This is a genomic window from Solimonas flava DSM 18980 (genome assembly GCF_000426685.1).
GTDB classification, from domain to species: Bacteria; Pseudomonadota; Gammaproteobacteria; order Nevskiales; family Nevskiaceae; genus Solimonas; species Solimonas flava.
Genome location: NZ_AUFV01000009.1, coordinates 144,256 through 165,585, shown reverse-complemented (window position 1 = coordinate 165,585; position 21,330 = coordinate 144,256). Strand labels below are relative to the sequence as shown.

The window sequence follows — 21,330 nt, the reverse complement described above, 5'->3', positions numbered from 1 at the left end:
CCATCGCCATCCCCCCTTTGCGCCGAACCTAGCAGGCGTGCTGCAGGCCGGAGCTGACGCGGATCAAGCGGAAGGCCCGGCATCTCCCGGCGCATGCGGGCCGACGCGATCGAGAACGCCGAGGAAGTCGTCGCACCAGCGGCTGACGTCGTTCTCGATCAATCCGCGCATCAGCTCGGCGTGACGTTCGCGGCGCTCCTCGACGGCCATGTGCCGCGCCGTCTGCAGCGCCTCGGCGACGCCGGCGACATCGTACGGATTGACGATCAGCGCCGCCGTCATCTGCCGGGCGCAGCCGGCGAAACGCGACAGCACCAGCACGCCCGGATCGACGGGATCCTGCGCGGCCACGTATTCCTTGGCCACCAGATTCATGCCGTCGCGCAGCGGCGTGACGAAGCCGATGTGGCTCATGCGGTACAGACCGGCGAGCTGGCGGCGCGTGATCGCGCGATTGATGTAGCGCAGCGGCGTCCAGTCGAACTGCGCGAAGCGGCCGTTGATATGCCCGGCCAGCGTTTCGAGCTCCTCGCGGATATGCACGTACTCGGGCACGTCGCCACGCGAGGTCGGCGCGATCTGCAGGAAGCTGACCTGCCCGTGCGCGTCGGGGTAATCCTCGAGCAGCTTCTGGTAGGCCAGAAAACGCTCGGGCAGACCCTTGGTGTAGTCGAGACGATCGACGCCGATGATCTGCGCACGATTGAAGATCGCCGCCTTCAGGCGCTCGGCGTCGCGACGGGCGTCCTCACTGCGCGCCATCTGCGCGAACTGTGCGGTATCGATGCCGATCGGAAACGCCCGCGCGATGACCTTGCGTCCGTAGGCGCGCAGCGTCTCGCCGTCGATGATGCCGCCGGCCTCGCGCAGCACGTAGTCGCGGAAGGCCTGCAGATCGCCTTCGGTCTGGAAACCGATCAGATCGTAGGCCATCAGCGCGCGCACCAGGCGATCGGCGCTCGGCAACGCCGTCAACAACTCGCGCACCGGAAACGGGATGTGCAGGAAGAAGCCGAGCTTCTGCTGCGCCCCCATCTCGCGCAGCGTCTCGGCGAACGGCAGCAGGTGGTAGTCGTGCACCCAGACCAGATCGTCGTCGTGCAGCAGCGGCGCCAGCGTCTGCGCGAAACGCCGGTTGACGCGCTGATAGCCGTCGTAGAAGCGGCGGTCGAACGCGGCGAGATCGAGCCGGTAGTGGAACAGCGGCCACAGGCAGCGATTCGCGAAGCCGTTGTAGTAGTCGTCGAGTTCGGCCTGCGTCAGATCGAGCGTGGCGCGCGTGACGCCGGCGGTCGTCTGCGTCCGTGCGCGCACCGCCGGAGACTCGGCAAGCTCGCCGCTCCAGCCGAACCACAGGCCGCGCCGGCGCTGCAACGCGTCGGCCAGCGCCACCGCGAGGCCGCCGGCGCGCGCGGCGCCGCGCAGCGGGCCGACACGGTTCGAGACGACGACGAGGCGGCTCACGCGGCGGATTCCCGGGCTCGCGCCACGGCGTCGGCGCTGCGCGCGAGCCAGTCGTGCACGGCCCCGACGTCATCAAGCCGGTAGCGCGCGACGCTGTCGCCCGGCCCGACCTTGACCCCGTAGCCGCCGCACGCCTGGACGAATTCGAAACCGTCCTCGTCGGTGGTGTCGTCGCCGACGAAGACCGGCCGCCGGCCGGCGAACAGCGGTCGCGCCAGCAGCGTCTCGACGGCGAGGCCCTTGTGCAAACCATGCGGCCGCGCTTCGACGACCATCTTGCCGACCAGAACCGCGAGTCCATGTCGGGCCGCAAGCTCGCGCATCGCCGCCTGACATTCCTCGGCACGCTCCGGCGCGGCGCGATAGTGCAGCGCCACCGCCGCGCCCTTGGCTTCGACGATCAGCTGCGGATCGGCGCCGAAACGCGCCGCGACGTCTGCGGCCATCGCCGCAATGCCAGGCCAGGCGCGGCGCTGTGGCGTGGCATTGCCGTGCACGCGCAGCTCGGCGCCGTGCTGGCCGGCGCCCGGCAACTGCAGCGGCAGCAGGTGCTCGTCGATCTGGCGCAGCGGCCGGCCGCTGATGACCGCCAGCGCACCGCCGAGCAGACGCTGCGTACGCTCGATCAGCGCAACCAGATCAGGTGGCACTCGCACCAGATCGGGACGCTCCGCGATTTCGGCGAGGGTGCCGTCGAAGTCGAGGAACAACGCGTCGCGCGGCGCGAGCAGCGGCGGCGACGCCGCTTCTGGGGCTCGGGACATTGGCATCGTGATCCGATTGTCGGCAATCGATCCGGACAGCACAACCCGAGCGGTTCATGCCGCGTTCAGATCGGCGCCGCGCGCTGCATGCGCAACGACGCCGGCAGGCGCGCGCCCGGCAGCCGGCGCGGCACCGACGCCGCGAAGAATCCATGCCGCTCGTACAGACGCCGCGCCGCGGCATTGCCGTCGGCGACATCGAGCACACTGCGCTCGCAGTCATGCAGGGCGGCGATGCGCTGAGCGTAGGCCAGCAGGCGCGATGCAACGCCGCGCCGGCGCCAGCCTTCGGCGACCGCGAGATGCGCGATATAGAGATCGTGCGCATCCGGCGGCGGTTGCATCTCGCCGATCCGCATCGCGCGGCGCAACACGCCGACAGCGGTCCACGGCAGATGGAAGCGGAAGTACTGTGCGATCGTCGCGCGCGACAGGCGCGCCGCATCATCGCCGGCATAGAGCGCCAGGCTGGCGATCACCTTGCCGTCGTGCTCGGCGACGTGATGCGCGCGCCAGCCAAGCAGGCCCTCGCCGCTGGCGAGCGCATAACGCAGGAAAGCCGCAGCCGGCCGACGGGCGGCGCCGAACACGTAATCGAACACGGCAGGCCCCGAGGCGTAGACCAGCGGCACCAGCGCCGCAGCATCGTCCCCTCGGGCCGGCCTGATCATCGGCATGTCGGTGCGCAAACGATGAAGGCCATGATCGCTCATGGCGTTCGATCGTAGCGCGCCCGAAGCGACCTTGGGATCGGAATAACCCTCAGCGCCGGAACGACACGCCGACCCGATGGCCCCGGCACTCGTGCGCCGGCCGGCTGCACTCGCGGCACGCGGCACGCGGCACGCGGCACGCGGCACGCGCAGCGTGTCATCGAATCGTCACCGGCCGTCAGCGACAGCGGCGCGCCGCTGCGGCCCGCGCTTCGATGACCAGCAGATTGTCACGGGCACGCTGGTAATCCGGCTCGCGTTCGAGCGCGCGCCGGTAGGCGGCGGCGGCCTCGGCGTCACAGCCGGCAAGCTGATACGCGTAGCCGAGATTGTTGTACGGCCGCGCCTTGTCCGGCGCGGCCGCGACCGTCGCGCGCCATAGCGCGATCTCGCTCGCGTAATCGGCGTTGCGACGCTGCGTGCCCGCGCCGAGCAGCAGCGCAAGCGCCAGCAGCGGCGGCGCGACGCGCCGCCAGGCGCCGGCAGCAAACGCACCGCGCGCCGCCAGTTCGAGCGCCAGCGCCAGACTCAGTCCGATCAGCGGCAGGTAGAGCTGGCGGTCGTTGACGAGGTCGTAGCGCGGCAGGATCGAATTGGTCGGCAGCAGACCGATCAGGCACCAGCCGAGGCCGAAGCTCCACCACGGCCGCGTACGCCGCAGCGCGACCGTCGCCGCCAGCAGCGCCAGCAACAGCGCGGCGCTCGCGGCCAGCGCCGGCGTCCATTGCGTCGCCCCGGCGAGCGCGGGATCGATGTTCGGCGCACGCAGGCCGAGCGCCAGTTCCGCCAGGTAGCGCAGCGCCTGCAGCTGCGACAGCAGGTTGTCGCCGATCGTGCGCGTGCCGAGGCTCGCGAGCAGAAATTCGCGATAGCGCGAATGCAGCACCATCCAGCCGCCGAGCAGCAAGGGCAGCAGCAGGAAAGCGCCGAGGCGCCAGACGACGCCGCGCCGCGGGCCGTCGGCGCGCCGCCACGACAGGCCGCAGGCTTCGGCGAGCGCGAACAGCAGCGGCAGCACCGCCGCCGGTTCCTTGGTCGCCATCGCCAGCACGTACAGCGCCGCGGCGAGCCACCAGCGGCGCTGCAGATAGGCCAGCGTCGACGCCAGCATCAGCAGCGTCATCAGCGACACCGAGCGGCCGCTGATGTAGGTGACCGCTTCGGTCTGCGCCGGATGCAGGGCGAACAGCAGCGCGGCGACGAGCACGGCGCGCCGGCGTGCCACAAGGTCGAGCGCCGGCAGCCAGCGGACGCAGGCCCGGTCGACGAGTCGCGCGACCAGCAGCACGTTCGCCGCGTGGATCAGCAGATTGTCGAGATGAAAGACGAGCGCACCGCCGCCGAAGCGCGCGGCGAGCTGCCAGTCGACGAGATAGCTGAGCTTGAGCAGCGGTCGCAGGCCGCGGCCGAGATCGGCCCACCACGCCGCCCAGTCGTGCGCAGCCGGCACTTCGACGAAGGCATCGAAGTCGTCGAACTGGAACGGCCCGCCGAGCGCGTTCGTATACGCGAGCGCGACGGCGAGCACGAGCAGCAGCGGCACGCGCCACACAGCGCCTGCCGGCGCATCACGCCCTTGCGCCTCCACAGCGGCAGCGCGGCGAGCGCGCCGTCAGCCGCGGCTCAGCGGCCGAGCCAGTTGAGCACCTTCTTGGCGCCGTCCTGCACGCTCTTGGCGGCCTGCGTCGCCGGCGTCGACGGACGCGAGCTGCCGCTGCGCCCGGAACTGCCGGCGCGACCGAAACGGGTTTCATAACCGCAGCTGGCCTCGCCGCCGGCGATGTAGAGAGCCCCGGCGGGCGCGGCGCTCTTGCCGGCCGACCAGGCGCCGCCGTATAGCCACGCCGCCTGCGACAGCTTCGCGAGCCCGTCGACCTCGCCGAGAATCTGGCTCTGATAGCCGTACAGCTGCGAACGGCCGGTATAGCTGCGCGCGGCGGCACCGTACTGGGCCGGCGCGAGCACGCGGTCGGCCTCGGCCGCCGCCTTGCGGCTGCGCGCCAGCTGCTGCTGGTACGCGCCCTGCAGCTGCGTCAGCTGCTGCGCACCGAGCGCCGCATGCTGGTCCCAGCACGCAGCTGTCTTGGCCCGCAGACAGGGCAGCGCCTGGGCCGCATCACCGCTGGCGACGCAGGCCGCCGCCTCGCGGCTGAGCCGCTGGTCGAGCTCGCGGTGCGCCCGTTCCAGGCCGGCGATCAGCTGCGCGTTGGCCACGGCATCCTGCGCCTGCGCCGCCGACTGCTGCTGGTACGCGAGGTAGGTACGCGTCGCCGCCTGCACGGCCGGCGGCTCCTGGCCGGCGAAGTTCGCGCCGCCGGCGTAGCTGCTGCCCATGCTCTTCTGCATCTGGCTGTTCATCTTCATCGCCAGCGCCATCTTCTCGGCGTCCGACATCTTCTCGAACTTTTCCTGGAAGGCCTCGCTGGTGACGTCCTCGCCGGCCGCCACGTTGAGATCCTGGTGCATGCCCTGCGCGGCGACCTGCCCCTCGGCCACGGCCGCCTGCATCCTGGCCTCGATCGCCTGCCGGCGGGCGTCGTACTGCCGCTGGAAGGCCGCGAACGCCGCGCCGTCCAGCGTCGCGCGATCACCCTCGAAACGGACTCGTGCCGCCGCTTCGGTCGCCGTCTTCGGCGGCGCCGGCGCACGGTCGAACCACGGCGCCAGCGCCTCATCACCCGCCGCCTGCGCCGCCAGCGGCCCGAACCACGCAGATGCGGCCGCGGCCACGGCCATCAGCTTGCAGATCGATTTCATGTCATCCCCCACACCGGATTCGAAGGGCCGCGAGTTCAGCAGCTGCGCCGGCGGCCGACCGTGCACTCGGACACACGGACGCACGCACGCGCCGCTGTTTCGTGCGGCAGTTCGCATCGTCGCCGACGCCGCCCCCCGCGGCGCGGACAGATGCCTGACACCGCACGCCGGCGCCATCCGCGCCGGCGTGCCGTTTCTTCAGCTCGAACGCCGCGCCATGAAGGCGACGCGCTCGAACAGGTGCACGTCGGCCTCGTTCTTCAGCAGCGCGCCGTACAGCGGCGGCAGCGTCTTCTTGGTGCTGGCTTCGCGCAGCACCGCCGGATCGATGTCCTCGGCCATCAGCAGCTTGAGCCAGTCGAGCAGCTCGGAGGTCGACGGCTTCTTCTTCAGGCCCGGCAGCTCGCGCAGGCCGAAGAACACTTCCATCGCGTCTTTCGTGAGGTTCTTCTTCAGATCCGGGAAGTGCACATCGACGATCTTCTGCATCGTTTCCTTGTCGGGGAAACGGATGTAGTGGAAGAAGCAGCGGCGCAGGAACGCATCCGGCAGCTCCTTCTCGTTGTTCGAGGTGATGATGATGATCGGCCGGTTCCTGGCGCGGATCGTCTCGCGCGTCTCGTGGACGTAGAACTCCATCTGGTCGAGTTCGCGCAGCAGGTCGTTCGGGAACTCGATGTCGGCCTTGTCGATCTCGTCGATCAGCAGCACCGGCTGCTGCTCCGCGGTGAACGCTTCCCAGAGCTTGCCCTTGACGATGTAGTTGCCGATGTCGCGGACCTTCTCGTCGCCGAGCTGCGAGTCGCGCAGACGCGAAACCGCGTCGTACTCGTAGAGCCCGTGCTGGGCCTTGGTGGTCGACTTGATCGCCCAGTCGAGGAACGGACGGTTCAGCGCGCGCGCGATCTCGCGCGCCAGCTGCGTCTTGCCGGTGCCCGGCTCGCCCTTGACGAGCAGCGGCCGCTGCAGCGTCACGGCCGCGTTGACCGCCATCATCAGGTCGTCGGTGGCGACGTAGTTCTCGGTACCTTCGAAGCGCATTGCGGTGTTTCCGTTCTAGAGAATCAAAACCACAGATTTCACAGGTTATTCGAAAGACCGGGCCGTGGCACCTGGCGCCTGCGCCGGCCGCTTCGGCGGTCACTCCTGCCCGTTTTCAGCTCAGCGGCGCAAACAGCTCGGCCACCGTCTCGGCGTCGAAATCGACATTCTCGCCGCTGTCGGCAAACAGCGCGTCGGCCAGCTGGCGCTTGCGCGCCTGCAGCTCGGCGATCTTCTCCTCGACCGTGCCCTCGCTGAGCAGCTTGTAGACGAACACCGGCTTGTCCTGGCCGATGCGATGAGCGCGATCGGTGGCCTGATTCTCGACCGCCGGGTTCCACCACGGGTCGTAGTGGATCACCGTATCGGCCGCGGTCAGGTTCAGGCCGACGCCGCCGGCCTTCAGGCTGATCAGGAACAGCGGCACTTCCTCGCGCTGGAAGCGGTCGACCAGCGACTCGCGGTCCTGGGTCGCGCCGGTCAGCAGCAGGTAGTCGATGCCACGCTCCTTCAGCTCGATCTCGATCAGCGCCAGCATCGAGGCGAACTGCGAGAACAGCAGGATGCGCCGGCCTTCGCGCAGCATGTCCGGCAGCAACGTCATCAAAAGATCCAGCTTCGCCGATTCGCGCACCGGCTCGGCGCCCGGGTTCTTCAGCAGGCGCGGATCGCAGCAGATCTGGCGCAGCTTGAGCAGCGCCGCGAGCAAGGCAATGCGCGATTGCGCCAGACCATGGCGCTCGATTTCCGCGCGCAGCTCGTCCTGCATCGCCGTACGCACGGTTTCGTAGAGATCGCGCTGCGCGCCTTCGAGCGCGACGCTGCGGATGATCTCGGTGCGCGGCGGCAGCTCGCGCGCGACCTCGTTCTTCGTGCGCCGCAGCAGGAACGGCCCGACGCGGCGCGCCAGCTGCGCGCGCACGCCGGCGTCGTCGTGCTTCTCGATCGGCGTGCGGAAGCGGCGGCGGAAGCTCTTGTCGTCGCCCAGATAGCCGGGCATCAGGAACTGGAACAGCGACCACAGCTCGCCGAGGTGATTTTCGAGCGGCGTGCCGGACAGGCACAGGCGGTGCCGCGCGTCGAGCTGGCCGACGGCATGCGCCGCCTTCGAGCGCGGATTCTTGATGTTCTGCGCCTCGTCGAGGATCAGCAGGTGCCAGCGCTGGCGGCGCAGCGCGTCGAGATCGCGCGGCAGCAGCGCGTAGGTGGTCAGCACCAGATCGACGTGCGCCATCGCCGAAAAGCGCTTGCGCCGCTCGTGGCCGTGCACCACCAGCACGCGCAGGTCCGGCGCGAAGCGCGCCGCCTCGCGGCGCCAGTTGAAGACCAGGCTGGTCGGCGCGACCACCAGCGCCGGCCGGTCGAGACGACCCTGCTCCTTCTCCAGCAGCACATGGGCGAGCGTCTGCAGCGTCTTGCCCAGGCCCATGTCGTCGGCGAGCACGCCGCCGAGGCCGCGTGCGCGCAGCTGCTGCAGCCAGGCGAGGCCGTCGCGCTGATAGCTGCGCAGTTGCGCCTGCAGGCCGCGCGGCGGCTCGATCGCGACCAGCGCGGCCGGCGGCATGCCGGCGGCGTGCAGCCCGCCCTCGCGGCCCAGACCTTCGAGCAGCGCGCCGGCCCAGTGCGGCAGACGCAGGCTGCCGTCGTCGCGCAGCGGCGCGTCCTCGTAAAGCTCGATCAGCGTGCCGAGGATCGGCTTGACGCGCCCCGCCGGCAGGCGGATCAGGCGACCGGCGTCGTCGCGCACGATCAGCGGTGCGTCGTCGGCCATCGCCTGCAGGCGCGCCGGCGTCAGCTTGTCGCCGGACTGGCGCAGCAGCGCGACCAGCAGCGGCAGCAGCGGCGTCTCGCGGCCGTCGATGACGATCTGCAGGCCGACGTCGAACCAGCCGCCGTCGCCGTGCGCGGCGACGCGCAGGCGCCAGTCGCTCTCGTCCGGTTCGTGCAGGCGCCACGGAAAATCCGGGTCGATCTCCAGACGCCAGCCTTCGGCGCGCAGCTTCGGCGCCTCGGCGGCGAGGAAGTCGACCCAGCCGGCGCGGCCGACGCTCGGCGGCGGCGCCAGCAGGCCGGTCTCGCGGCGGTAGTAGTCGCGCACCGGCTCGAGCCGCGTCTGCCGCAGCCGCGCGAGCAGCGCCTGCTCGCGCGCCACCTGCCGCTCGATCTGCGTCACCAGGCCGTCCTGCACGCGCACCAGCGGCACCGGCGCCGAGCCCGGCACGCAACGCAGCCCGGCGTAGTCGAAGCTCAGCGAGGCCGCGTCGATGGCCTCCTCGCGCGCCCACGACTGCGGCAGCCAGGTCTGGCGCAGTGCCAGCACCGGCACCGGCTGTACGTCGCGGCGCCGGCGGAAGCGCACCGCCGGCGGCGGCGGCACGCGTGTCGCGTGCTCGCCGAGGGTCGCCGACCACTGCTCGCCGAGCCGTGCGAGCTGGTCGGGCGGCAGCGGCTCGGCGCGCAGCAGCTGCGCCGCGAGCGCCGCCGGCACACCGCAGTCGACCGGGCCGGCGACCGATTTGCGCACATCCACGTACCACGGCGGCTGCAGCGGAAGGATCGCCGCGGCGCCCTCGACCTCGAGGCCCAGCTGGCTGCGTCCGTCATCGCCGAGCCGCCAGCGGAAGCTGCCGTGGCGCACTTCGCCGGGGCTCAATGCCGGCGTCTGCTCGCTGTGCCAGTGACAGCGACCGCCGGCGACCAGGCGGGCCAGCAGCTCGGCGCCCCAGGCGCCGTCGAGCCGCCACGGCGGGCCGGGCTCGCGCTGCTGGGCGTCGATGAACTGCAGCAACCGGCGATCGAACTCGCCGACATGGCGGGCGTGGCTGTGCGCGGCCTTCGGCTGCGCCTGCGCGCCGCTGTAGCCGCCGTCGGTGCGGCGACGGGCGCTGATGACCTGCAGCGCCGCGGCCTGCGTCGGCGCGGGATCGCGGTCGAGCAGATAGAGCAGACGCTGCAGGCCGTCGGCCTCCTCGTCCGCCGGCGGCGCCGTGTCGAGCTCGCGCAGCAAGCCGGCAAGGTCCGGCGCGGCCGTACGCCCGCTCATCGACGCGCGCCTCGCGGCGCGAACCAGAGTCGGGAAACAGCGGCAGGCGCGAACGCCGACGGCGACATGGGAGACTCGACAGTCAAAAGACTGTCAGTTTAGAGCCTGCGCGAAGGCGGCGCAGCTCCGCCGCGCGAGGCTAGAGCAGTACCGGCGCGTCGGGCAGCTCGTTGCCGACATCGGGCCGGTCCGGCGGATGCCGGGCGAGCACCTCGGCGACGGCGGCGATGCCGGCGCAGGCGCCGTCGGCATAGCGGCCGGCGCGGAACTGCGCTTCGATCAGCTGGCAGCAGGCCTGCCATTCGGCCGCCGGCACGCGGGCATTGCCGACGCCGCGATCGGCGACGATCTCGACATCGCGGTCGGCGAGCAGCACGTAGATCAGCACGCCGTTGTTGTGCTCGGTGTCCCAGACGCGCAGCTGCGCGAAGACCTCGGCGGCGCGCTCGCGCGGCGTCAGGCCGGCCCAGACGCGGTGCAGCGGCAGCGCGGTCTCGACCGCGAAGCGGATTTCGCCGGCGTGGCGCGACTCGCAGGCGCGCACCGCGGCCTCGATCGCCGCCAGCGCCTGCGGCGGAAAGCAGCGCCGGCGCCGCCACGGCGATGCCGTCAGATGCCGGAACAGGCGGGCCCAGTCCATCTCACCACCTCCCCGAAGCGCCGCCGCCACCGAAACCGCCGCCACCGCCGCCGAAGCCGCCGCCGCCGAAACCGCCGCCGCCGCGCGAGCTCCAGCCGCCGCCACCGAGCGGAATGGCGACGCCGAACAAGGTCAGCATGAAGGCGACGAAGCCGAAGAACGCGGCGAGCAGCAGCGTGCCGGACAGCAGCCAGACCAGGGCGAACACGCCGCCGCCGGCGAGCACCGAGCCGAGCCCGGCGCCGAACACGCGGCGCAGGAACTGCGCGGCGATCAGCGCGATGATCAACAGCGGGATCAGCGGCTCGATGCGCTTGCCGCTGCCAGCGGCCGGTCGCTGCGGCGGCGGCGGCAGCGGCTCGCCGTCGATCACCTTGATCAGCTGATCGACGCCGGCATCGAGGCCGCCGTAGTAATCGCCGCCGCGGAACTTCGGCACGATGATCTCGTCGATCACGCGATGGGCGATTGCGTCCGGCACCACGCCTTCGAGGCCGTAGCCGACCTCGATGCGGATCGTGCGGTCGTTGCGCGCGACGAGGATCAGCAGGCCGTCATCGACGCCCTTGCGGCCCAGCTTCCACTGCTCGGCGACGCGGATCGAATACTGCTCGATCGTCTCCGGCTCGGTGCTCGGCACGATCAGGATCGCGATCTGGCTGCCCTTGGCCTGCTCGAAGGCGGCCAGCTTGGCCTCCAGCGCGGCGCGCTGCGCGGCGTCGAGCGTGCCGGTCTGGTCGGTGACGCGCGCCGCCAGCGCCGGCACCGGCACGTCGGCGCGCGCCAGCGCGGTACCGAGCAGCAGCGTCAGCGCGATGAACGCGCGCAGCAGCACGGCGCCGCTCCCGGCTTACTTGCCGCTGCCGAAATCGACTTTCGGCGCTTCCGAGATCGCCTTCTCGTTCTCGACCGTGAAGCTCGGCTTGACCTGCATGCCGAAGACCTTGGCGGTGAGATTGGTCGGGAACGAGCGCACCGTCGTGTTGTAGGCCTGCACCGCCTGGATATAGCGGTTGCGCGCGACGGTGATGCGGTTCTCGGTGCCCTCCAGCTGCGCCTGCAGATCACGGAACAGCGTGTCAGCCTTGAGCTGCGGATAGTTCTCGGAAACGACCAGCAGGCGCGACAGCGCCGAACTCAGCTCGCCCTGCGCGGCGGCAAACTGCTTGAGCTTGCCTTCGTCGTTATAGCTGTCGTTGCTGACGTTGACCTGCCCGACCTTGGCGCGCGCATTGGTGACCTCGGTCAGCACCTGCTCCTCGTGCTGGGCGTAGCCCTTCACCGTGTTGACGAGGTTGGGCACCAGATCGGCGCGGCGCTGGTACTGGTTCAGCACTTCGGCCCACGCGGCCTTGATCTGCTCGTCCTCGCTCTGCAGCGTGTTGTAGCCGCAGGCGGACAGCAGCAGCACGGACGACAGCAGCATCAGGCGGATCAGATGACGCATGGCGAACTCCCGTAGCGAAAGTGGCGGGCGCCAGTGTACGCGCACCCGAGCTTCAAGATGTTGCCAGACCACAGCGGTTCAAGAGCAGCCGTGCGCCGGGGAAACGCCGAAGAAGCGTCGCGAGCGAAGGCAGGTCGCGCGAGGACGGAGCGCAGGCAGCGCAGGCAGCGCAGGCAGCGCAGGCAGCGCAGGCAGCGCAGGCAGCGCAGGCAGCGCAGGCAGCGCAGCGTACATCAGGGCGTGAGCATTCCGCGCACCGCCCGCGAGCGAGATGCCGAGCGTCGTCGCTTATTCAGTGTTTTCCGCCGCAACCTCGACGAGACAGTCATAGAACGTCGGCGCGCGACCGAGATCGGTGAGCCGCTGGCTGGTCAGCTCGTTGACGTTGGTGCCTTCGAGACCGAGCTTGCGCCACCACACGCCGAGGCCGACCACGACGCCGGGCCGCGCCCGCTCGCTGACGCGCGCGGTGCAGGCGTAGCGGCCGCGGTCGTTCCAGACACGCACGCGCGCGCCGTCGGCGATGCCGCGCGGCCGCGCGTCGTCCGGATGCAGTTCGAGCAGCGGCTCGCCCTCGATGCTGCGCAGGCTGCGCACGTTGACGAACGTCGAGTTCAGGAAATGCCGCGCCGGCGGCGAGATCATCGCCAGCGGATAGCGCGCCGCGAGCGCCGGCGCCGAGGCGCGCGACTCGTACGGCGCGACGAAATCGGCCGCGCCGAGGTCCGCCGGCGCCAGCTGCGCGCGGCCGTTCGCGGTCGGAAAACCGCCCAGCGCGAACGGCGCATCCGGCAGCGCGTGCCGCACCCAGCCGTCGCGGCACAGCGCGTCGAAGTCGATCGCCGCACCGAAGGCCTGGCGGCCGATCGCCTCGTCGCTGTCGGCGAAGCACGGCTCGTCAAAGCCCATGCGCGCCGCGAGGCGACGGAAGATTTCCGTGTTCGGCAACGCCTCGCCGAGCGGCGCGATCGCCGGATGGTTGACCAGCGCGTAGGTGTGCCCGTAGCTCTTGTGCACGTCGAAGTGTTCGAGCTGCGTCGTCGCCGGCAGCAGGTAGTCGGCGTAGTCGGCGGTATCGGTGCGGAAGTGTTCCAGCACCACCGTGAACAGATCCTCGCGCGCGAAGCCGGCGACGACCTCGCGCGATTGCGGCGCGACCGCGACCGGGTTGCTGTTGTAGACGATCAGCGCTTCGATCTTCGGGCCGAACGCCGGCGACGCCTCGCGCAGCAGATCGGCGCCGATCGTGCTCATGTTGATGATGCGCGGCGTGCGCGCGCCGAGCAGGTCCGGACGCTCCAGCGCCGCGCTGTCGACCGGATGCCAGCCCGAGGCCGACAGCAGCAGGCCGCCGGCGCGGTCGCGCCAGGCACCGGTCAGGCACGGCAGCGCGGCGATCAGGCGTACCGCGCTGCCGCCGCCGCGCACGCGCTGCATGCCGTAGTTCACGCGGATCGCCGCCGGCGTCAGCGTCGCGTAGTCGCGCGCCAGTCCGCGCACGATGTCGGCCTCGATGCCGCAGATTTTGGCGACGCGCTCCGACGGCCACTGCAGCGCGCGGGCGCGCAGCTCGGCCCAGCCGTCGGTGTGGCGCTCGATGTAGTCGTGGTCGAGCCAGTCGTTGACGATCAGCTCGTGCATCAGCCCGAGCGCGAGCGCGCCGTCGGTGCCCGGCAGCAGGGCGATGTGCTGGTGGCACTTGTCGGCGGTTTCGGTGCGGCGCGGGTCGATGCAGATCAGCTTCGCGCCCTGGCGCTTGGCCTGCTGCGCGATGCTCCAGAAATGCAGATTCGAGGCGATGCTGTTGCTGCCCCAGATGAGGATCAGTTTCGACTCGGCGAAGTGCTGCACGTGCATGCCGACGCTCTTGCCGTAGGTCACGCGCAGCGCGGCGGCGCCGGCGCTCGCGCAGATCGTGCGGTCCAGGCGCGAGGCGCCGAGCTTGTGAAAAAAGCGCGCGGCAAGGCTCTCGCCCTGCACCAGTCCCATCGTGCCGGCGTAGCTGTACGGCACGATGGCCTCGGCATCGCGCGCCGCGATCGCCCGCAGCCGCGCGGCGATGTCGTCGAGCGCTTCATCCCAGCCGACGCGCACGAAGCGGCCGCTGCCCTTGGCGCCGATCCGCTTCAGCGGATGCAGCAGGCGCTCGTCGTGGTAGGTGCGTTCCGGATAGCGCGCCACCTTCGTGCACAGCGCGCCCTGGGTCGTCGGATGGTCCGGATCGCCCTGCACCTTCACCGCACGACCGTCCTCGACGGTCACCCGCATCGCGCAGGTATCGGGACAGTCGTGCGGACAGGCGGCTTTGACGATGGTGCGGGTCATGGCGGGCGCTGCGCGAAGCGGTGAGGCCGAGGGCGCCACAGTTTACGGCGCGGCCCACGAAAAAGGCCGCGTGGCGTGCGGACACCGCGCGGCCCTGATGACGCCTTTCGTGATGCCGGCGCCCGCTGCGGCGCCGGCCCGGCTCAACCCTTGGCGCGCGACTCCAGCATCGCCACCGCCGGCAGGGTCTTGCCTTCGAGAAATTCGAGGAAAGCGCCGCCGCCGGTCGAGATGTAGCCGATCTTGTCGGCGACATGGAACTTGTCGATCGCCGCCAGCGTGTCGCCGCCGCCCGCGAGCGAGAACGCGCTGCTCTGCGCGATCGCCTCGGCGAGCGCCTTGGTGCCTTCCGCGAAGGCGTCGTACTCGAACACGCCGACCGGGCCGTTCCAGACGATCGTGCCGGCGCTGCGCAGCTGCGCCGCGAGCTTGGCGCGCGTCTTCGGCCCGATGTCGAGGATCATCTCGTCGTCCTCGACCTCGTCGACCTTGCGGACCACGGCGTGCGCCTCGGCCGAGAATTCGGTCGCGCAGACTACGTCCTCCGGCAGCGGGATATCGCCGCCGCGCGCCTGGATCTTGGCGCGGATCGCCCGGGCGGTATCGAGCATGTCCTTCTCGCACAGCGACTTGCCGACGCCGAAGCCGGCCGCGGCGAGGAAGGTGTTGGCGATGCCGCCGCCGATGATCAGCTGGTCGGCGACGTCGGCAAGGTTGTTGAGCAGATCGAGCTTGGTCGACACCTTGCTGCCGCCGACGATGACGGCGAGCGGCCGCTTCGGATGCGCCATGGCCTTGCCGAGCGCGTCGAGCTCGGCCGCGAGCAGCGGGCCGGCGCAGGCGACCGGCGCGAACTTCGCCACGCCGTGCGTCGAGGCCTCGGCGCGGTGCGCGGTGCCGAACGCGTCCATCACGTAGATGTCGCACAGCGCCGCCATCTTCTTCGACAGCGCCTCGTCGTCTTCCTTCTCGCCCTTGAGGAAACGCGTGTTCTCGCCGAGCACGATCTGGCCCGGTTCGAGCGTCAGGCCGTCGATCCAGTTCGAGACCAGCGGCACGGTGCGTTCGAGCTTGTCCGACAGCCAGGCGGCGACCAGCGTCAGCGACGCGTCCGGATCGAGCTTGCCGGCCTTCGGCCGGCCGAGATGCGAGACGACGAGCACCGAGGCGCCCTTTTCGAGCGCGAGCTTGAGCGTCGGCAGCGACGCGCGCAGGCGCGCATCGGAAGTGATGCGGCCGTTGTGGACCGGCACGTTGAGGTCCTGGCGGATCAGCAGGCGCTTGCCGGCGAGATCGAGATCGGACATGCGGAGAACATTCATGACCTGCTCCGTTTGCAGATTCCTGGAAAAGAAAAGCCCCGCATGAACGGGGCTTTCCGGATGATGCAGCGCGTTACTTGGCGGCGACGACGCGCGCCATTTCGAGGCACTTGTTGGAGTAGCCCCACTCGTTGTCGTACCAGCTGACGAGCTTGACGAAGGTCGGGTCGAGCGCGATGCCGGCGCTGGCGTCGAAGATCGAGGTGCGCGCATCGCCGCGGAAGTCGGTGGCGACCACCGAGTCCTCCGTGTAGCCGAGGATGCCCTTCAGCGCGCCTTCGGACTGCGCCTTCATCTCAGCCTTGATCTCTTCGTACGACGCCGGCTTTTCCAGCTCCGCCGTCAGGTCGACGACCGAGACGTCCGAGGTCGGCACGCGGAAGCTCATGCCGGTCAGCTTCTTGTTCAGCGACGGGATGACGACGCCGACGGCCTTGGCGGCGCCGGTCGACGACGGGATGATGTTCTCGAGGATGCCGCGGCCGCCGCGCCAGTCCTTGTGGCTCGGACCGTCGACGGTCTTCTGCGTCGCGGTCGTGGCGTGCACGGTGGTCATCAGGCCGCGCTTGATGCCCCACTTGTCGTGCAGCACCTTGGCCAGCGGCGCGAGGCAGTTCGTCGTGCACGAGGCGTTGGAGATGATCGCCTGGCCGGCGTAGGTCTTGTCGTTGACGCCGTAGACGAACATCGGCGTGTCGTCCTTCGACGGTGCCGACAGGATGACCTTCGGCGCGCCGGCGTCGATGTGCTTCTGCGCGGACGCCTTGTCGAGGAACAGGCCGGTCGACTCGATGACGACATCGACGCCCAGCTCGTTCCACTTCAGGTTGGCCGGATCGCGCTCCTGCGTCAGGCGCACTTTCTTGCCGTTGACCAGCAGCGCGCCGCCTTCGACGGCGACCTCGCCCTTGAAGTGGCCGTGCACCGAGTCGTACTTCAGCATGTAGGCGAGGTAGTCGGGCTCCAGCAGATCGTTGATACCGACGATCTCGATGTCACTGAAGTTCTGCACCGCGGCGCGCAGCACGTTGCGGCCGATGCGGCCGAAGCCATTGATTCCCACCTTGACTGCCATGATCTGCTTCCTCGTGGTGAAAGAGACGGATGCCGCCGGCCGCCTGTCAGCGGGCGCCGCGGCCGCCGCGGAAAAACCCGGGGCGCGATTTTAGCAACACTGGGCGGCCTGCTGCCTGTGCGGAAGGCCTCAATGCGCCGTCGCTCCCCGTTCGGGTCCCGATCCCGCGTCAGCGCGCCAGCAGCGCTTCGACGCGCTCGACGACGTGCTCGACCGTGAAACCGAAGTACTTGAACACCGCCGCCGCCGGCGCCGATTCGCCGAAGCGGTCGAGTCCGACCACGTCGCCGTCGAGGCCGACGTAGGCGCGCCAGTAGTTGGTGACGCCGGCCTCGACGGCCAGGCGCTTGCGCAGTTCCGGCGGCAGCACGGTGTCGCGGTAGGCGGCGTCCTGCTGCGCGAAGACCTCGGCGCAGGGCATCGACACCACGCGCACGGCGCGGCCCTGCTCGGCGAGGCGCTTGGCGGCGGCGACCGCGAGCTGCACTTCCGAGCCGGTGGCGACGATCAGCGCTTCCGGCGCCGTCTTCGGCTCCCACAGCACGTAGCCGCCGCGCGCCGCGTCGGCCTGCTGTTGCTCGCTGCGCGGCTGCGGCTCGAGGTTCTGCCGGGTCAGCGCCAGCGCCGCCGGGCCGGTGCTGCGCTCGATCGCCGCCTGCCATGCCACCGCGGTCTCGAAGGCGTCGGCCGGGCGCCAGACGTGCACGTTCGGGATCAGGCGCAACGAGGCGACGTGCTCGACCGGCTGGTGCGTCGGGCCGTCCTCGCCGAGACCGATCGAGTCGTGCGTCAGCACGAAGATGCTGCGCTGGCGCATCAGCGCCGCCATGCGGATCGCGTTGCGCGCGTAGTCGGAGAACACCAGGAAGGTGCCGCCGAACGGAATCAGGCCGCCGTGCAGCGCGATGCCGTTCATCGCCGCCGCCATCGCGAATTCGCGCACGCCGTAGTTGATGTAATTGCCGGCCAGCTTGCCGTGGCGCAGCGCGACGTGGCCCTTGAAGTCGGTGCAGTTCGACTCGCCGAGGTCGGCCGAACCGCCGATCAGTTCCGGCAGCTTGCCGGCGACGGCGTCGAGCACGGCCTTGCTGGCCTTGCGCGTGGCGTTCGGCTTTTCGGCCTTGGCGGCGTCGGCCAGCACCGCGCCGATCGTCTGCGCCCAGTCGGCCGGCAGCTCGCCGCCGAGGCGCCGCCGGAACTCGGCGGCGTCGTCCGGAAAGCGGGCGGCGTAGTCCTGGAACAGCGCGTTCCAGGCGGCTTCGCGCTCGGCACCCTTGCGCTTGGCATCCCAGCCGGCGCGAATCGCGTCCGGAATCTCGAACGGCGCGTACGGCCAGCCGAGCTTCTCGCGCGCCAGCGCGATCTCGGCATCGCCGAGCGGCGCGCCGTGCGAGGACTCCTTGCCCTGCTTGTTCGGCGCGCCGAAGCCGATGACGGTCTTGCAGCAGATCAGCGTCGGCTTGGCGGTTTCGGCGCGCGCCGTCTCCAGCGCCTTCTTCACTTCCGCCGGGTTGTGGCCGTCGACGTTGCGCACGACCTGCCAGCCGTAGGCCTCGAAGCGCGCCGGCGTGTCGTCGGCGAACCAGCCGCCGACCTCGCCGTCGATCGAGATGTTGTTGTCGTCGTACAGCGCGATCAGCTTGCCGAGGCCGAGCGTGCCGGCCAGCGAGCAGGCCTCGTGCGAGATGCCTTCCATCAGGCAGCCGTCGCCGACGAACACATAGGTGTGATGGTCGACGAGCGGCAGGCCGTCGCGGTTGAAGCGCGCGGCGAGCACGCTTTCCGCGATCGCCATGCCGACGGCGTTGGCGAGGCCCTGGCCGAGCGGACCGGTAGTCGTCTCGACGCCGGCGGTGACGAAGTTCTCGGGGTGTCCCGGCGTCTTGCTCTTGAACTGGCGGAAGTTCTTCAGCTCGTCGAGCGGCAGGTCGTAGCCGGTCAGGTGCAGCAGCGCGTACAGCAGCATCGAGCCGTGACCGTTGGAGATGATGAAACGGTCGCGGTTGGCCCATTTCGGGTTCGCCGGGTTGTGCGACAGGAAGTCATTCCACAGCACCTCGGCGATGTCGGCCATGCCCATCGGCATGCCCGGGTGACCGGAGTTGGCTTTCTGGACGGCATCCATCGCCAGCGCGCGAATGGCGTTGGCGAGTTCGAAACGGGTCGGCATGACGCACCGGAGGGCAGGCAAAAAGGGGGCGTATTGTCCGGGTTTGGCCGGGCGCGGGCAAGAAATCAGCAGCGGCGGCCGCGCTCAAGCGGCCGCCGCGCCGATCCCGCCGTCATTTCGAGCGCGCGACGCGCCAGCGCAAGCCGTGCGGCGACTCCAGCCGCGCGCCGCCGAGCGAGGGCCACAGCAAGCTGTGCGCGACGTCCTCGGCCGCCGGCTTGCTGAAATCGCAGACGCCGTCCGGGAAGATCGCGCGCAGCTCGGCGAGCTGCGCGTCGTCGAGCTTGCCGTCGTAATCGGCGGGGTCGATGGCTCTCAGCTGGCAGCGGATGATGTCGTCGCTCATCGGCATGCCGGCGACCATGCGCGGCGTGCGCACCACCGGCAGCGCCAGGCCGCAGACGCCGGCGTCGCGGCCGTCGAGCCCGAAATCTTCCGGAATATTGACGCGCAGCGGCACGTCGACGCTGAAACCGGGCACCAGCTCGTACAGCGGCTCGACGCTCGGCAGCAGCGGCAGCTGCGCCAGGCCCAGCGGCAGCAGGATCGCGTCGGGCAGTTCGAGCCGGCCGCCGACCGTGCCGAACACGCAGTGATCGTTCGCCGCTGCCGGCTTGGCGGCGGTCACCGCCGCCATGTGGGCGGCGCCGGCATCGGCGCTGTACGGCGGCTGCATCGTGTCGAGCGTGTCCAGCCACTGTTCGACGACCGGGTAGCCGTCGGCCTGCGTGACGACGCCGCGCCAGATGCCCTGCGTCGCCGTCTGGCCGCTGTATTTGTCGAGACGCGCGCGCACTGTGAACGGCCGTACCGATTCGTGGATGTTGGCGACCGGAATCAGATCGAGGTACGGCGCATGATCGAGCACCGGGGTCTCGGCCAGCGCACCGCGGCCGATCACGCCGCCGATGCGATAGGCGATCTGCGCCAGCTCCGGGTCCATGCGCATGCGCTCGTCGATGTAGTCGCCGTCGATGCCGAAGCCGCCGATGCGGCGGTTGACGTCGAGGAACTGCGCGGCCGAGATCGTGCCGTCGCGCAGCGCCTGCAGGCCGTACTGCACGCCGGTGTTGTCGAGCGGGCGGCGCGCGAAGCCGGTCTTCGGATCGCGGCCGAAGATGTTGACGTTGCCGTCCTGCAGCGTGCAGCGCACGCCTTGCGGATTGGTCTGCGCGTCGTAGCGGATGTCCTCGGGCACCGAGCCGTCGCAGCCGCGCTTCGGATCGAGCAGCGGCAGGAAGGCGTCGACCCAGGACGCGCAGATCGAATTCAGCGGCGTGCCGGACAGCAGGTTGTGGCCGTCGACCGCGGCTTTCTGCGTCGCCGACCAGCCGAGCGTCGTGGTCGCGTAGTAATGCTCCAGCAGGCCGCAGTCGCCGACCGTCATCGCCGTGCTGAGGATGTCGGCGAAGGTCGCGGTCGGCATCGCCGCGCTGAGCAGGCCCGGCGCATTGTTGATGGCGTTGTACTGCTGCAGCGCCGCGCCGGAACCGTTGGTGCCGACCACGCGCGCGACCACGCCGTAGTGATCGCCGATGTACTCCTTGGTCATCATCGCCGTTTCGAGGCTGACCATCGGGTTGCAGTGGTTGCCGAAGGCGCTGAGCGTGTTGTGCACGATCAGGTCGCCCTTGCCGAGGCGGTCGGCGATGCCGACCAGGTTGATCAGCAGGTTGTCGGCCGAGATCTTGCTCAGGTCGAAGGCGCCGAGCACGTAGTTCGGCGTGCTGACGCCCTGCTGGTAACCGGGCCCGCAGGACTCGCCGAACACGTAGTAGACGCCGTGATCCCAGGTGCCGGCGTCGAACGGCGCGTCGGCGCCGCGCGCGGCCGGATCGTCGAGCACCGCCAGGCGCGCGATGCCGCGGTTGATCGTGGTGCTTTCGATGCGCACGACGAAGGGCACGTCGCGGCCGTCGCGCGTCACCGTGCGGATCACGTCGGCCGGGTACGCCGCGTACGGATCGTCGAGCGTCTCGAAGGCCTGCGTCCGCGCCGAGCGATAGACCCACTGCAGCTGCGTGGCGACCGTGCAGTCGGCGTCGAGCGGCGCGCCGAGCCCGGCCTCCTCGCCGCGGCAGATGAACGGCGTCTGGTGCGGCCCCGAGATCATCGGCCCGCTCAGCGGGTGGTTGCGCACCGTCAGCGCCACGCGGCGCGCGCCGAGCGGTCCGTCGACGGTCGCGGCGATGGTGTTGGCGCCGTCGGCGAGCCCGTCGACCAGGCCCTGCGCCTCGCCGTCGCTGACACGCGTGAAGGCGGCGCTGATGTCGGTGCCGCCGCGCTTCACCGTGTAGGTGTCGTCGGCGCTCAGGCCGCGCAGCGCGACGCGGACGTCGCCGCCGCTGACGGCGTCGGGCAGCGTCGACAGCGTCAGCAGCTCGACCTGCCCGGGCGTCAGCGGCGGCGTCTTCAGGGTGTGGAAATCGGCGTCGACCTCGGCACCGGTCTCGACCGACGGATCGCTGCGACCACAGGCCGACAGCAGCAACAGCAAACCGGCGGCCAGACCGGCCGCCCTGCGCGCGTGCATCATGTTCTCTCCCCCGTTGTCTTTTCGTGGTCCGCC

15 protein-coding genes are annotated in these 21,330 nt (G+C 70.3%); all 15 read right to left on the bottom strand.

The window, feature by feature from the left end; translation table 11 throughout:
• Window positions 1-63: 63 nt before the first annotated feature.
• Window positions 64-1,464 carry an alpha,alpha-trehalose-phosphate synthase (UDP-forming) gene (otsA, locus tag K343_RS0111285; protein WP_028008171.1) on the bottom strand — a complete coding sequence of 467 codons (1,401 nt, stop codon included), beginning with the start codon at window positions 1,462-1,464 and terminating at the stop codon, window positions 64-66.
• Window positions 1,461-2,228: a trehalose-phosphatase gene (gene otsB / locus K343_RS21775; protein WP_043112554.1), complete on the bottom strand. Its 768-nt coding sequence runs from the start codon at window positions 2,226-2,228 to the stop codon at window positions 1,461-1,463. The genes otsA and otsB overlap by 4 nt, the downstream gene beginning before the upstream one ends.
• A gap of 65 nt (window positions 2,229-2,293) precedes the next feature.
• Complete coding sequence (locus K343_RS0111275; protein WP_051278223.1) at window positions 2,294-2,941, bottom strand: GNAT family N-acetyltransferase; 648 nt, start codon at window positions 2,939-2,941, stop codon at window positions 2,294-2,296.
• Between the two features lie 178 nt (window positions 2,942-3,119).
• Complete coding sequence (locus K343_RS0111270) at window positions 3,120-4,484, bottom strand: hypothetical protein (RefSeq protein WP_154662524.1); 1,365 nt, start codon at window positions 4,482-4,484, stop codon at window positions 3,120-3,122.
• An 80-nt stretch (window positions 4,485-4,564) separates the two neighbouring features.
• A complete protein-coding gene (locus K343_RS0111265; protein WP_028008168.1) occupies window positions 4,565-5,698 on the bottom strand; it encodes a hypothetical protein in 1,134 nt (377 codons plus the stop codon).
• A gap of 198 nt (window positions 5,699-5,896) precedes the next feature.
• Window positions 5,897-6,739, bottom strand: coding sequence for an AAA family ATPase (locus K343_RS0111260; protein WP_028008167.1), 843 nt, complete (start codon window positions 6,737-6,739; stop codon window positions 5,897-5,899).
• 115 nt (window positions 6,740-6,854) lie between these two features.
• A complete protein-coding gene (locus K343_RS21770) occupies window positions 6,855-9,782 on the bottom strand; it encodes a DEAD/DEAH box helicase (protein WP_051278221.1) in 2,928 nt (975 codons plus the stop codon).
• Between the two features lie 139 nt (window positions 9,783-9,921).
• Window positions 9,922-10,422, bottom strand: a complete 501-nt coding sequence (locus K343_RS0111250) for a TPM domain-containing protein (RefSeq protein ID WP_028008166.1) — start codon at window positions 10,420-10,422, stop codon at window positions 9,922-9,924.
• Window position 10,423: 1 nt separating this feature from the next.
• Window positions 10,424-11,257 carry a TPM domain-containing protein gene (locus K343_RS0111245; protein WP_028008165.1) on the bottom strand — a complete coding sequence of 278 codons (834 nt, stop codon included), beginning with the start codon at window positions 11,255-11,257 and terminating at the stop codon, window positions 10,424-10,426.
• Between the two features lie 15 nt (window positions 11,258-11,272).
• Window positions 11,273-11,869 (bottom strand): LemA family protein, encoded by a 597-nt coding sequence (locus K343_RS0111240; protein ID WP_028008164.1) that lies wholly within the window; start codon window positions 11,867-11,869, stop codon window positions 11,273-11,275.
• A 288-nt stretch (window positions 11,870-12,157) separates the two neighbouring features.
• Window positions 12,158-14,194, bottom strand: coding sequence for a molybdopterin-containing oxidoreductase family protein (locus tag K343_RS0111235; RefSeq protein ID WP_028008163.1), 2,037 nt, complete (start codon window positions 14,192-14,194; stop codon window positions 12,158-12,160).
• Between the two features lie 143 nt (window positions 14,195-14,337).
• On the bottom strand, window positions 14,338-15,516 hold the full coding sequence (locus K343_RS0111230) for a phosphoglycerate kinase (protein WP_028008162.1): 1,179 nt from the start codon (window positions 15,514-15,516) through the stop codon (window positions 14,338-14,340).
• A 73-nt stretch (window positions 15,517-15,589) separates the two neighbouring features.
• Complete coding sequence (gap, locus tag K343_RS0111225) at window positions 15,590-16,591, bottom strand: type I glyceraldehyde-3-phosphate dehydrogenase (protein ID WP_028008161.1); 1,002 nt, start codon at window positions 16,589-16,591, stop codon at window positions 15,590-15,592.
• A 169-nt stretch (window positions 16,592-16,760) separates the two neighbouring features.
• Window positions 16,761-18,761 carry a transketolase gene (tkt, locus tag K343_RS0111220; protein WP_028008160.1) on the bottom strand — a complete coding sequence of 667 codons (2,001 nt, stop codon included), beginning with the start codon at window positions 18,759-18,761 and terminating at the stop codon, window positions 16,761-16,763.
• 112 nt (window positions 18,762-18,873) lie between these two features.
• Entirely contained in the window at window positions 18,874-21,297 is a 2,424-nt protein-coding gene (locus tag K343_RS0111215) for a DUF6351 family protein (protein WP_028008159.1), read from the bottom strand.
• Between the last annotated feature and the right edge of the window lie 33 nt (window positions 21,298-21,330).

What these genes read in the sequence shown, in the direction of transcription:
- otsB (WP_043112554.1), bottom strand. Translation starts at nt 2,228, where the DNA reads ATGTCCCGAGCCCCAGAAGCGGCGTCGCCGCCGCTGCTCGCGCCGCGC.
- K343_RS0111275 (WP_051278223.1), bottom strand. Translation starts at nt 2,941, where the DNA reads ATGAGCGATCATGGCCTTCATCGTTTGCGCACCGACATGCCGATGATC.
- K343_RS0111265 (WP_028008168.1), bottom strand. Translation starts at nt 5,698, where the DNA reads ATGAAATCGATCTGCAAGCTGATGGCCGTGGCCGCGGCCGCATCTGCG.
- K343_RS0111260 (WP_028008167.1), bottom strand. Translation starts at nt 6,739, where the DNA reads ATGCGCTTCGAAGGTACCGAGAACTACGTCGCCACCGACGACCTGATG.
- K343_RS21770 (WP_051278221.1), bottom strand. Translation starts at nt 9,782, where the DNA reads ATGAGCGGGCGTACGGCCGCGCCGGACCTTGCCGGCTTGCTGCGCGAG.
- K343_RS0111250 (WP_028008166.1), bottom strand. Translation starts at nt 10,422, where the DNA reads ATGGACTGGGCCCGCCTGTTCCGGCATCTGACGGCATCGCCGTGGCGG.
- K343_RS0111240 (WP_028008164.1), bottom strand. Translation starts at nt 11,869, where the DNA reads ATGCGTCATCTGATCCGCCTGATGCTGCTGTCGTCCGTGCTGCTGCTG.
- K343_RS0111235 (WP_028008163.1), bottom strand. Translation starts at nt 14,194, where the DNA reads ATGACCCGCACCATCGTCAAAGCCGCCTGTCCGCACGACTGTCCCGAT.
- K343_RS0111230 (WP_028008162.1), bottom strand. Translation starts at nt 15,516, where the DNA reads ATGAATGTTCTCCGCATGTCCGATCTCGATCTCGCCGGCAAGCGCCTG.
- gap (WP_028008161.1), bottom strand. Translation starts at nt 16,591, where the DNA reads ATGGCAGTCAAGGTGGGAATCAATGGCTTCGGCCGCATCGGCCGCAAC.
- tkt (WP_028008160.1), bottom strand. Translation starts at nt 18,761, where the DNA reads ATGCCGACCCGTTTCGAACTCGCCAACGCCATTCGCGCGCTGGCGATG.
- K343_RS0111215 (WP_028008159.1), bottom strand. Translation starts at nt 21,297, where the DNA reads ATGATGCACGCGCGCAGGGCGGCCGGTCTGGCCGCCGGTTTGCTGTTG.